Origin of the sequence: Idiomarina aquatica (assembly GCF_004362895.1) — a bacterium.
Lineage (GTDB): Bacteria > Pseudomonadota > Gammaproteobacteria > Enterobacterales > Alteromonadaceae > Idiomarina.
Map to the genome: position 1 here is coordinate 1 of NZ_SNXI01000022.1, position 12,580 is coordinate 12,580.

Genomic DNA, 12,580 nt, shown 5'->3' on the forward strand with positions numbered 1-12,580 from the left:
ATCGGGGATCGGCGTCAAGAGGTAATCGGTAAATTGGCGATCAATCGCTCATTTATTGGACAGTTCTAAATCCGAATATTGGTGCGGAATAACGGTATGATAGGTTGCTAGGATAACGTATTATGCCAGTTAAATGAACGCTGAAACTTTAACCAACATAGGGTCTAAAGGTGTCTTTTTCGCAATATTTACGCTATCGATGGTTACGAAAATTAAAATCCCTGCAAGGTAAGGCTTTAAAAAAGCGAGCGCCCTCGATCGTAGAGCAAACTTGGTCAAGCGAATACGTAACAAACCCACATCGGTTGTCACAACCGCTAATGATAAACTTGACCTCTTTTCCGAAGCGCTACAAACATCTGCACCTAACACTTAAGTCATTGTTAATGCAAAACATGCGCGCCGACCAGGTTAATTTGTGGCTCTATAAAGACGATATCGCTCAACTACCGGAAAGCGTTAAAGAGCTTACACAGCATGGCCTCAAGCTTCATTCATTGGCGCACGACACGCGCTCTTATAAAAAGTTAATACCTGCGTTAAGTAACTATCCTGATGCATATCACGTCACCGCCGACGACGATATTTACTACCGTCCAAACTGGCTTGAAACCCTGGTAAACGAACTACAGCCAAAACAACAGGAAATTCTTTTTTGGCGCGCTCATCGTGTCACTCGATATGCCAACGGTACGCCTAAGCCGTATCGAAAATGGGAACCGAAAACGGAACATCGTGGCCCCTCTAATGACCTGTTTTTTACTAGTGGTGGTGGCGTGATTTTCCCCCCGGGTAGCTTAGAACCTACAGTGACTGACATCGATCTCGCACAGCAATTGGCGCCCTATGCGGACGATCTGTGGTGGTATGTAATGGCTCGTCTGAATAACACATCGCTGCGACGCGTTGGCGATAACCCAGCCTTAATAAACTGGCCCGATAGTCGCGAGGGCTCGCTTTGGCAACTCAACAAACAAGAAGCCATTGGTAACGATGCTCAGCTGACTAAACTAACTGATTATTTTGAGCTGAAGTTATAAAAATTCTGATTTTATTTACGACAATAATCATATGTGCTTAAATAATAACCAATAATGATAACTATAAAGTACCCATGTGACACCACGGCAACCTAATACATCATTTGATCAGCTTCTATCTCAGCTTTCGACTCGCTTAATCAACAGTGAGCATGCTGAGACGCAGACATGTATTGCCGAAGCTATTGCTGCATTTGGTGCTTATGTCGATGCAGACCGTTGCTACGTGTTTGAGTTTTCTGAAGACATCAGCAGCATGAGTAACACTCACGAGTGGGTTCGGGATGGGCAGTCTGCTCACATTGATGATCTCCAGGGGGTAACCTCAGGTGACCTTCCCTATTTTTTTGAGCAGATGCGAAGGTCGCATCAGTTTATTACTAACGACGTCGGTCAGTTGCCGGCTAATGCTGAAAATGAAAAAGCTGAATTTCAGCGAGAGTCGATTAAGTCGGTTATTTGTATAGGCCTTGTCGCAAATAACAAACTGCTCGGTTTTGTTGGTTGCGACATGGTGCACGACACTTACCAATGGTCAGAAGAGGACATCCGTCACTTAAGCCTGGTCGCTAATATGATTGCCAATACGCTCGAGCGCGAGCAAACCTATCAAAAGCTCATAGAAACGCAGCGCCAACTTGAAGAAGCCAACAGCAAACTACAGGCACTCGCAACGATTGACGGACTTACCGGCATCGCCAATAGACGCGCCCTGGATGAAGCGTTAGAGAAAGAAGTAAAAAGGGCAAAACGGCAACGCACCGGTATTGCCGTTTTACTTATCGATATTGATCATTTCAAATCATTTAACGATGCCTACGGCCACTTAAAGGGTGATGAGGCCCTAAAACAAGTTGCCGATGCGCTAGCGACTATTATGCAGCGCAGCACAGACTTTGTAGCACGCTACGGCGGTGAAGAATTTGCCGTAATCATGTCCACAGACTCAGCCTGGCAAGCCCTGCGCAAAGCCAACGAAATTCTCGATGCGGTAGAAAACCTCGATATCACTCATGAGCGTTCAGATACTGACCCCTATCTGACGGTCAGTATCGGCGGCTACTTCGAGGTTCCCAAAGCCGACGCCGAGGTAGCCGGCACCATACAACAGCTTTTGAACAATGCCGATATGGGTCTTTACCAGGCTAAAGATGACGGCCGTAACTGCATCCGCTTTTATTAGGCCTGCCTAGACTGTAACTTTAGACGCCTGTTTTGCGTATTTTCGTGTCCAAAAGTGGATAGCGATGCCACCTAAAATACCCGGTGCTATCCAAAATACTAATTGCCACTGCCCCAGCTCAGCCAGAACATGGCGTGCACCAAATGCGAAGAACGCCGTATAAACAGCAATGCCTGAACCGCACATCGAACTTAGGTGTTCTAGTAACCAGCGGTTGGTTGCTACCTGTTTAGCAAAGGCATAATGCATAACTTGCACAGCGCTGATGACACCGAATACTGAAAACACGTAACCCAATACGCTATTACCGATGCCATTAAGAGTAAAAGCAAATAACACCAAGGAGCTACCCAGAAGCGCCACCGGCGCAATGACGTGATGCAACTGACGGGCTATGCCGCGATCACGTTTTGTCTTCAAGGCTAGCATGGCCTGATTAACCGCATTATAGGTGAGCAGGGATAGCACCAATAAGAGTGTCCAGAACCCGTTAATATTGCGAGTAAGCTGGACCGGGTCGGTACTTCTCTCATACCAAGCTGCTTTGAATAACTCCGGAGCTGATAGCACCATGACACACATCACAATTGCCGAGATCGAGACGGTATACATGGTAGCGACATAGGCTTTACCAAAACGCCGGTGATTCAATCCGCCTTTTCGCGTAGTAATGGGGATCCAGAATAGCAACATGGCAACGACGCCTGCGCTGATATGTAAATAAAGTAAAATGGAATGAAGTGTCAGCATCAGTATTCTCCTTAGCAAGTCACTTAATGCTAGCGACAAGAAAGTGGGATAACAGGTGCCAAAAGTCACTTTGACACGCGTGACTTTTGGCCTATTGCCGACACCGACGACGGTGGCATACTAGGCTAATGAAAATACCTTTATTAAAAAAACTTGCAGAAAACAACTACGGAGTGGATCGTTGGGTTGCTCTGCTGACGTGGGCGTTGCTAAGCGTGGCCTGCCTCTACTTCCTGGCTGAACGACCGGCCTCACCGTTTTTTAGTGAGTATTGGGTGATCACTGCTGCGTGCTTCGTCATATTTTACCTGTGCTTTCATTGGGCAACACGTGAGGCACCGTTACCAAATGAACCGAAGCTACGCGTCATACTGGTAGCCATACAGTTTATTACGATCGTCGGTTTGTACTTCTTAGTTCCCTACAACTTCGTCGCCATACTGATGGTGTTATGGGCCGCTCAGTTACCCTATTTTATGCCGCTAAACAAAGCGATAGCCGCGTCACCTATCATTGCGCTACCGCACTTTTTGGTTTATCAGTTTTATTGGCAGGATAATTTCGCCTGGCTTTCTGCTGTCCTATTCTGGACCTTCATCATCTTTTCGATGACCATGATGGGCACACAGCTGCGCGAAGCTAGGGCACGCGAAAATGAACAACGAATTAATCGCGAACTAAGGGCTACACAAGCTTTATTAACCGAAGCTGGCAAACAAACCGAGCGAACAAGAATTGCACGCAATATCCATGATCTTCTCGGCCATCACTTAACGGCACTCACCATCAACCTGCAGGTTGCGGAACGTAAGTCGGCTGGCGAAGTACAATCTTTGATCGAAAAAAGTCGCAGCATTGCGCAGTTGCTGTTAGCCGATGTTCGGGAGGCTGTGTCTGAAATACGCGAATCTGACGTCATGGATATTGCGCCGGCAATTGCGGCCTTGGACGTTAAGATACCATCCAAAACCGTTAAGCTGGATTATCCTACTCCCCTTAACATCAACAATATTTATGTCGCCGAAGCGATACTGGCGTTAATCCAGGAGTCGCTTACTAATTTTATGCGACACTCTACGGGCGATCAGTATCAAGCGACGGTAACCACGGACGGGCATTTTATTAACGTCGTGATTACCGATAACGGCAAAATTAACCATGACATTACCGAGCGTAACGGTATCAAAGGATTAACCGAACGCGTTAGTTTGGCGGGTGGAACACTACAGTTTTTAGCGCCACCAGCATTTGGCATAAACGCTGAGTTCAGGGCTGAGTCCTCAAATGATTAATATCCTGTTGGTTGATGACCAAACGCTAGTCAGGCAGGGACTTAAAAGCTTGCTCGAGATGAGTGAACGTGTCGCTGTGATTGCAGAAGCTGAAAATGGCAATTCGGCGATTGCGGCCGTTAGTCAGTATCGGCCTGACGTAGTGTTAATGGATATTCGCATGCCGGAGATGGATGGTATTGAGGCGGTCTCGCAACTCAGTAAAGAATTCCCTTCAGTTGCGGTGCTAATGCTGACGACATTTGATGATCATGCTTCAGTGATAGCGGCAATTCAAGCGGGTGCCAAAGGCTATTTGCTCAAAGACGTTTCACTCGAGACACTGGTCGATGCTATCGAAGCCCTTTATCGCGGCGAATCATGGATCCAACCGGTCGTCACTGAACGTATCATTAAAGGACTGCAATCTGTCCGGCCACAAACACCAACAACAGACTTAGTCGAGCCATTGACTGATAAAGAGTTGGCTGTTCTTAGGCTGGTAGCCGCGGGACTCAGTAATCAGGAGATTGCTGAGTCCCTTTTTAAATCCACGGGCACGGTCAAAAATCAGGTGTCGTCGCTAATGGCAAAGCTCGAGGTGCGCGATCGCACCCGCGCCGTGCTCAAAGCAATCGAATTAGGCCTGCTGTGAGGCAATCCACTGGTCGACCCGGCGCTCCAATATATGCAATGGTAAAGCGCCACCGCCTAATACGGTGTCGTGGAACCCTCGAATATCGAACTTATCGCCCAATGCCTGTTTGGCTTTTTCCCGTAACTCCAGAATCTTTATCATACCAATTTTGTAGGCTGTCGCTTGCCCCGGCATGACCAGGTAACGACGTACCTCTGATCGCACTGCGCCTTCGGCAATCGGCGTATATTCTTCAAAATATTTTACCGCATCCTCTTCGGTCCAGCCTTTCGCATGCATACCGGTATCAACAACTAGCCTAACAGCACGCCAAATTTCAGTGATCAGACGACCAAAATCAGAATAGGGGTTCTGGTAAGCGCCCATTTCCTTAGCCAATTGCTCGGAATAAAGCCCCCAGCCTTCGCTGTAAACGGTGAATCCGGCTTGGGTACGAAACTCAGGAACCGAATCAAGCTCTTGTGCAATAGAAATTTGCATGTGGTGACCTGGGTTCCCTTCATGATAGGCGATAGCTTCCATTTCATTTTTTGGCATCGCGGTCATGTCTGACAGATGTGCATAGTAAATACCCGGGCGCGAACCATCCGGCGTGCCCGGATAATAATGCTGCGCGGCACCATCTTGTTCGCGGAATGATTCAACCCGTTTTACGACCAAATCGGCTTTTGGCAGGATGCCGAAATAGTCTGGCAGGCGCTCGTTAATAAAAGCGAGGTACTTTTTAGAGTCCTCGATATACATCTGTGCGCCTTCGTCGGTATCTGGGTAGAAAAACTGTTCATCGGTACGAATAAAAGTAAAGAACTCCTGCAAATCACCATCAAACCCAACTTGATCCTTGATTTTCAGCATCTCATTGTTAAGACGCTCTACTTCAGTCAGGCCCAGTTGGTGGATTTCGTCGGCAGTCATATCGGTGGTAGTGTAGTTCTTCAACATCGCATTGTAGAACTCGATACCGCCATCAAACCGATGCATACCGGTCGCTACTTCCGGAGTATTCTCGATATCACTTTCAAAAAAGCCGATTATTTGCTCATACACCGGCATCACGCGTTTATACAGGACGTCAGCGGCTTCCGTCCGAAGTGCCTCTGCTGTTTGCTGATCAATTAACTCTTGCGCCAACAGGCCATCAATTTTTTTATTGGCATCCGCCATAAACGCAGAGTCCTCACCCTCCATGAACGGCGCACCCGTGATAACCTTTTCCGATTCTTCAATAATTAACTCGTAGGCAAAGCGCGGGGCACGGATCCCCTGTTCAACCTGCTTTTCTGCCCTTACCAATAACTGTTCCAGCGCTCGTGCGCCCTCACCCAAACGACTAATGTAGGCGTCCATGTCGGCTTTTGTATCGACGCGGTGGAAGTTAAGTAAAAACTGCGGCATGAAGGTATGCGCGCCACGCATTTGATCAAATACATAATCGTACTGACGGAACTCAGCATTACGCTTAGCTTGCTCGTACTGATAGACCCAAACATCGTACGACGTTTTTGCCTCGTTACTGAGCTTGTCATAATCGAAGCTGGATTTTAACTCATCGACCGTGCCTTTTAGCCAGGCAAGCTGCTCTTGCTCGGCTTCGATACTCATGTCGTCAATTTCGCCATAGCGGTCTTTACGACCCAAAAAGGTCATTTGCATGGGGCTTTGTTGTAGTTGTTGCTGGTACTTTTCTTCAAACCACGCATTAAGACGCTGCGTCTCTGACTGCTCGGCTTGTGTTACCGGTTGCTCAGCAGCTGCTTGTTGGTTTTGTGACTGGGTGTCTGCCGGCTGACCACAACCAGCCAGAATACCCGCTAATGCAAGTGCGACAATTGAGTGTTTCATGTTTCGGCCTTTTAATTTTTATTCTTGTCATGCAGTTTTCCTGCAGGGGAAGAAAAACTATAGCGCGCTTGGTACACTGATTGGAATAGCAAAGAACAAATTTTAATCAATTTATTGTTTAAGGACTTTTCTCGTTATGGCAAAGCCGAACAAAAAAGGTCCCAAACGCACCGTACAGATATCCTGTTTGCAGTGTAAAACGCCTATTTTCAAATATCGTAAGGGTGGTAAAGGTGCGTTGGTCAAATGCTTTATAGAACGTATTGTCGAAGATCATACAAATCGACCCTGCCACTGTCCGGGCTGTGGTCAGGAGTTTGCCCGCGAAACCATGATTCGTGGTGCTCCAGCTTACAAAATGATCGGCGGCAAAGTACATATGAAATAGCTTAATAAATGGTGAAACCACTCATGATTGATGCCCAGCTTCGCGACCAGTATTTGCATGCCTGTGAACAAGCGAATTACTCATTGCTGCGGCACCCGCAGCACTCCATGGCTGAGCAGCTTAAACAGCTAGCAGCCAGTATCGATGCAGGAGACAAGCCCGATACTTACGGCCGGAGTGGTGTAATCGAAGCTTTCGAGCAAGATGTCGCGCAGTTGCTGGGAAAACAAAATGGGCTCTTTTTACCCACCGGAACGTTAGCCCAACCTGTCGCTCTGAAATTGCATAGCTTAAAGCGCAACAAATTTAGCATCGCTATGCACCCAAGCTCGCATTTATTACTGCACGAACACCGCGGGATTGAGAAGTTGTGGGGCTTAAAAGTACAACAAGTTGGTGCGCCATCGGTGCCATTTTCGCTAGCCGAATTAAAGGCACAATGCGACAGCGATACAGCTGCTCTCGTTTTTGAGCTGCCGATGCGTGAGATTGGCGGTGAACTTACTGACTGGGAAGTACTTGATGAACAGATTGCCTGGGCAAAATCGCAGGGCATTGCTTGCCACCTCGACGGCGCCCGATTATGGCAAGTGGGTGCCTACTACAACCGCAGCCTTGCCGAGATTTGTGCCTTGTTTGATTCGGTTTATGTCAGCTTTTACAAGGATTTAGGCGGTATTAGCGGCGCGATGTTATTGGCAAACAAACCGTTAATTGATGAGGCTAGAATTTGGGCGCGCCGCGCTGGCGGCAACCCGATATCGCTTTACCCTGAAGTGCTCGCCGCACGTTTAGGCCTAAAAGAAAACTTACCTATAATGCCCGAGGCGGTGAGTTATGCTCATGAGTTGGGAAAAATGATCGCACCATTTCAGGATGTTCAGGTTACACCGCAACCTCCTAAGGCCGCCATGTTTCACTTAAGGTTTCCACTGTCACCCAACCAATTGGCGCGTAAAATTGCCGACTATGTGAGGGAGCAAGGGGTCATCATATTACCGTTACCGCGCTCTGGCGATGATAATCACAGCATTTGCGAAATACCGGTAGGCCGCAATGCAATGTCGCAACCACAGGATTTTTGGTTGCGACACTTTAAAGCATTCATCAACAGCCTAAATGATTAATCTTTTGAATGATGGCTGCTGTGATGCTCCATATGCTCACCTAACAGGTGGTTAAGGGTTTTTAGGTAATCTTTACCGAACCCTTTAACCCGCTGCTGATTCATTTGCTCTGAGCCTAGATGCACTTCCTCCAGCGAGTTAGTAGCCACGTCCAGCTCTTTACTTAATCGCGCCAGCGCAACTTCGAGGGTGTACGTCAGTTCATGTACTTTGGCCATATCCTCGGCACTCAAGTCACCGTTTACGATTTCTTCTAACATGGCGTTATATTTGCTCAGGTTCATGATCGCCTGCTGAAGATTTTCTGCCGGCTCAGGTTTAAAGTGCTGATATTGACGCTCGTCGTCATCAGCCAAAGCTGAAGTTGAAACCAACGGCGTGGCCGACAATAGCGCTGCCGTTAAAACACTAATCCAGAACTTTTTCATAAAGACTCCTTAATAATAACTATTCTCATTCTCTATTCAGCACCACTTCAAGTCAACGCTTTTTCGTTAAAGCTGATACTATAGTTTTGATAACAATCAAATTACCGCTGTAACAGGGAGTACGCAATGCACTATCGCTTGGTTTTTCTCATTAACTGCTTGCTAGCCTCAGTTTTTATCAACAGCGCGCTTGCGCAACAAGTTAACGATCAACCATTAAAAGTTGCGGTACGCGTTAACGCACCCTTCGTTATCGATAAGCAAGGCGAATATCAGGGGCTCGCTATAAAATTATGGCAAGACATAGCAGCCGATATGAATCGGCCATACGAGTTGCACCCCATGCCGCTGGATGCATTGTTACGTGAAATTGAACAGGGTAACTATGACATTGGCATTGGCGCTCTTACTATCACTGCGGAGCGCGAGTCGCGCCTGGACTTTTCCCAGCCGTTCCATAATGGTGGCTTGGCCATTGCAGTACCTGCCAATAACACAGCAACCTGGTGGGCGGTTACCAAACGATTTGTATCGATAGAGTTTTTAAAAGTTGTTGTTGTGTTAGGCGGCGTGCTTTTTATTGCAGGCGCACTGGTCTGGCTGTTTGAGCGACGTAAAAACCCGGATGAGTTCTCTGATAAACCATTGCAGGGTCTGGGTTCTGGTTTTTGGTGGGCTGCAGTGACGATGACCACCGTCGGTTACGGTGATAAATCGCCGCGTAGTCTTGGCGGGCGTGTTGTCAGCCTTATATGGATGTTTACCTGCGTGATTATCATTTCAAGCTTTACTGCATCTATTGCATCGTCGTTAACGGTGTCGCAATTTCAGTCTAAAGTATCGAGTGTTGCCGACCTGCCAAGTTCACGCGTCGCTACATTGGCTAATTCAGCTACCGCAAGCTGGTTGGAGCAACAAAATATTGGCTACCAAGGCTTTACTAATTTAGATAACGCATTGGCAAAACTTAATAACGGCGAGCTCGACGCAGTGATTTATGACGAGCCTATTTTACGTTACTCCATGCGAACCCAGTCGCTGAATAATCTACGCCTTTTGCCAGAACGGGTATTGCCACAAGATTATGGCTTTGTCATGCCGCAAGGCAGTAAACTACGCGAACCGGTGAACCGCGAATTACTGCAAGCCATACAGACCCAAAATTGGCGTGACTCGGTCGCACAATATTTAGGTAATTAGATAAGCCATCAAGTTAACAGCAAGTAAAGGAAATAAATGATGTTTTCCTGGTTTGAACGACGTTTGAATCCATTCCCGGCGGAGGAACCAACACAGCCGCCGCGGAGCTTTTTTGCTTTTTGTTGGCATTTTACCCGTGGCGCAACACCGTATATTGCCATGACAGCTGTGCTGATGGCCTGTATTGCCATTGCAGAAGTCTGGCTGTTTGGTTTTTTAGGGCAAATCGTAGACTGGTTGGCCCAACAAAACCGGGAGACCTTCTTTGAGGATCAATTCTGGCCGTTAGTGGGCATGGGTATTCTGGTATTAGTCGGACTGCCGCTACTGGTTTGGTTTCACTCGCTGTTAACCCATCAAACCTTGCTGGGCAACTTTCCCATGCGTATTCGCTGGCTCGGCCACCGTTATCTAATGAAGCAGTCGATGGCCTATTACCAGGACGAGTTTGCCGGACGCGTTGCTACTAAGCTTATGCAGACCTCGCTTGCCGTTCGGCAATGCATTATGACGTTTATCGAAATAGTGAACTACGTGGTGGTCTACTTTTTAGGGATGTTTGTCATTATTGGCAGTGCTGACTGGCGCATGATGCTACCGCTCGCATCATGGCTGGTGTTATACGCAGTATTACTACGCTATTTTGTTCCCCGGCTAGGCAAGGTTTCGGCACGACAAGCCGATGCACGGTCTGTAATGACCGGACGGATCGTCGATTCCTATACCAACATTCAAACAGTTAAGCTCTTCTCGCACTCGCAACGCGAGGCTTCCTTTGCGAAAGAGGGCATGGACAAGTTTTTGCGGACTGTGCATGAGCAAATGCGCCTGGTTACTAAGCTTTATGGTTTTTTATACTTTATCAACTGCGCTTTACTGTTTAGTTCGGCTGCCACTGCTATATGGCTTTGGCGCGGCGATCTAGTCAGTCTGGGTGCCGTTGCTGTCGTTATTGGTTTGGTGCTGCGCTTATTCGGTATGTCGCAGATGGTCATGTGGCAAATGTCGACGCTGTTCGAGAGCATCGGTACCGTACAAGATGGCATCGGTTCATTGTCGGTGCCTCAACGAATTACTGATAAGCCTAACGCTAAACCGCTTGAGGTCGACAGCGGCGAAATTCAATTTGATCACGTTGGCTTCCACTACGGTAAAGGCAGCGGCGTGATGGACGACTTTAACTTACAGCTACAACCGGGAGAAAAGGTTGGTATTGTGGGCCGTTCGGGTGCCGGAAAATCAACTTTAGTTAACCTTATACTGCGCTTTTATGACGTTGAAACGGGCGCCATCCGAATTGATGACCAAGTCATCAGCGACGTACAACAGGATAGCTTGCGCGCCCAAATTGGTATGGTCACGCAAGATACCTCGTTATTGCACCGCTCGGTCAGAGATAACATCCTTTATGGCCGACCCGATGCAACTGAAGCAGAGTTACAGCAAGCCATCAAGAGGGCGCACTGCGAAGAGTTTATTGCCGAGCTTTCGGATAGCAAGGGACGCACAGGACTGGACGCTCATGTTGGTGAAAGAGGTGTAAAATTATCCGGTGGCCAGCGTCAACGCATTGCCATTGCGCGGGTCATGCTTAAGGATGCGCCTATCCTGATTCTGGACGAAGCCACCTCAGCACTGGACTCTGAGGTAGAAAACGCCATTCAGGACAATTTATATCATCTGATGCAGGGTAAAACGGTTATTGCGATCGCACATCGGCTATCAACCATTGCCGCGATGGATCGTCTGGTGGTGATGGACAAAGGACAGATAATCGAGCAGGGTAGCCATGACCAGTTACTCGCTCAGAATGGCTTATACGCTAAGCTCTGGCGCCATCAGTCAGGTGGCTTCCTAGCTGAAGAAGTCATTGATTAATGAGCTTGCGTGGTTTCCACTTCAGAAAACGTCACGCCAAGCTCCAATAAACGCTGTTTCCCGCGCGCCGTCAGATCGGTGACAAACTGAAACTGCTGACGAGGGTCGATGGGGTACGCTTTTAATCGATAACGTGTACCCCATGGCTCTTCATTCAATGTCACTGTTACGGGCTTAGCCAATTGTAAAAAAGGACTGGTTAGCGCAATGTCTTCCAGCGCGTCACGAATAATAAAAGCATCATGCTGCGGGCGAATATAAAACTCGGCCACGCACATTAAACTGGGGCCGCCATTATTGGCGTTATGAATTAAATTATCCCAAAGCTTTAGGTGCGGTACCCAAATAACCGTATCATCATTGGTTACCAGCTCCACGGTTCGCATCCCAATATGTTTGACCTCACCGTACACCCCGTCAACTTCTACCCAGTCACCCGGGCGATAGGGCATCTCGTGTATTGCGACAATGCCGGCAATTAGGCTGCTAACATAATCCTTAAGGGCAAAGCCTATCGCTAAACCCGCGGCTCCCATCACCGCCACCATGTTCTGCAACGTCGGTTCGATGATTAGTGGAACAATGAGCAATAGTGCGATGACCAGAATAGCGATACGCAGCATGGGTACCAAAGCCAGCGTGTAGAGACGTCGCTTGCCGTGTAAATGGTTAGCAAGCCAGGGTATAACCCGTTGTGATAACCAAACAGCTAACCACGCCAGCACGGCAATAACAGCAATTTCGATTAAGGTCGTTGCGGTAATTTCCTTAAACAAACCTGCGACATTTTTTACTGATTCTGTATCCATTGCGTT

Annotated in this window: 12 protein-coding genes; 8 read left to right on the forward strand and 4 right to left on the reverse strand. The window is 47.8% G+C overall.

The annotated features are described in order from the left end of the window. Positions 1-386: 386 nt before the first annotated feature. Positions 387-1,040: a hypothetical protein gene (locus DEU29_RS12140; protein WP_166635919.1), complete on the forward strand. Its 654-nt coding sequence runs from the start codon at positions 387-389 to the stop codon at positions 1,038-1,040. A gap of 76 nt (positions 1,041-1,116) precedes the next feature. Further along, positions 1,117-2,223, forward strand: a complete 1,107-nt coding sequence (locus DEU29_RS12145) for a sensor domain-containing diguanylate cyclase (RefSeq protein WP_133540620.1) — start codon at positions 1,117-1,119, stop codon at positions 2,221-2,223. A gap of 6 nt (positions 2,224-2,229) precedes the next feature. Here the strand turns inward: DEU29_RS12145 and DEU29_RS12150 are convergent, their stop codons facing one another. Then, positions 2,230-2,973: a hypothetical protein gene (locus DEU29_RS12150; RefSeq protein ID WP_133540621.1), complete on the reverse strand. Its 744-nt coding sequence runs from the start codon at positions 2,971-2,973 to the stop codon at positions 2,230-2,232. A 128-nt stretch (positions 2,974-3,101) separates the two neighbouring features. On the opposite strand from DEU29_RS12150, the gene DEU29_RS12155 reads away from it, so the two are divergent. Together DEU29_RS12155 and DEU29_RS12160 are read left to right on the forward strand one after the other, a co-directional pair. Continuing rightward, positions 3,102-4,265 carry a sensor histidine kinase gene (locus DEU29_RS12155; RefSeq protein ID WP_133540622.1) on the forward strand — a complete coding sequence of 388 codons (1,164 nt, stop codon included), beginning with the start codon at positions 3,102-3,104 and terminating at the stop codon, positions 4,263-4,265. After that, positions 4,258-4,899: a response regulator transcription factor gene (locus DEU29_RS12160; RefSeq protein ID WP_133540623.1), complete on the forward strand. Its 642-nt coding sequence runs from the start codon at positions 4,258-4,260 to the stop codon at positions 4,897-4,899. The genes DEU29_RS12155 and DEU29_RS12160 overlap by 8 nt, the downstream gene beginning before the upstream one ends. Here the strand turns inward: DEU29_RS12160 and DEU29_RS12165 are convergent. Next, a complete protein-coding gene (locus DEU29_RS12165; RefSeq protein WP_133540624.1) occupies positions 4,885-6,744 on the reverse strand; it encodes a DUF885 domain-containing protein in 1,860 nt (619 codons plus the stop codon). The two genes, DEU29_RS12160 and DEU29_RS12165, sit on opposite strands and share 15 nt — an antisense overlap. A gap of 136 nt (positions 6,745-6,880) precedes the next feature. Here DEU29_RS12165 and DEU29_RS12170 point away from each other — a divergent pair, with 136 nt between their 5' ends. Both DEU29_RS12170 and DEU29_RS12175 read left to right on the forward strand, forming a co-directional pair. After that, on the forward strand, positions 6,881-7,132 hold the full coding sequence (locus DEU29_RS12170) for a hypothetical protein (RefSeq protein WP_133540625.1): 252 nt from the start codon (positions 6,881-6,883) through the stop codon (positions 7,130-7,132). 23 nt (positions 7,133-7,155) lie between these two features. Then, positions 7,156-8,259: a threonine aldolase family protein gene (locus DEU29_RS12175; RefSeq protein ID WP_133540626.1), complete on the forward strand. Its 1,104-nt coding sequence runs from the start codon at positions 7,156-7,158 to the stop codon at positions 8,257-8,259. Here DEU29_RS12175 and DEU29_RS12180 read toward each other — a convergent pair. Continuing rightward, a complete protein-coding gene (locus DEU29_RS12180) occupies positions 8,256-8,687 on the reverse strand; it encodes a DUF6746 family protein (protein ID WP_243734596.1) in 432 nt (143 codons plus the stop codon). The genes DEU29_RS12175 and DEU29_RS12180 overlap by 4 nt on opposite strands. 126 nt (positions 8,688-8,813) lie before the next feature. Between DEU29_RS12180 and DEU29_RS12185 the strand changes: the two genes are divergently transcribed. Beyond that, the gene (locus DEU29_RS12185) at positions 8,814-9,887 is read left to right on the forward strand and encodes a transporter substrate-binding domain-containing protein (protein ID WP_133540627.1); all 1,074 of its coding nucleotides are present in this window, start codon (positions 8,814-8,816) and stop codon (positions 9,885-9,887) included. Between the two features lie 39 nt (positions 9,888-9,926). Further along, positions 9,927-11,765 (forward strand): ABC transporter ATP-binding protein, encoded by a 1,839-nt coding sequence (locus DEU29_RS12190; RefSeq protein ID WP_133540648.1) that lies wholly within the window; start codon positions 9,927-9,929, stop codon positions 11,763-11,765. On the opposite strand, the gene DEU29_RS12195 is transcribed toward DEU29_RS12190, so the two are convergent. Further along, entirely contained in the window at positions 11,762-12,574 is an 813-nt protein-coding gene (locus DEU29_RS12195) for a mechanosensitive ion channel family protein (protein ID WP_133540628.1), read from the reverse strand. The two genes, DEU29_RS12190 and DEU29_RS12195, sit on opposite strands and share 4 nt — an antisense overlap. Positions 12,575-12,580 lie beyond the last annotated feature (6 nt).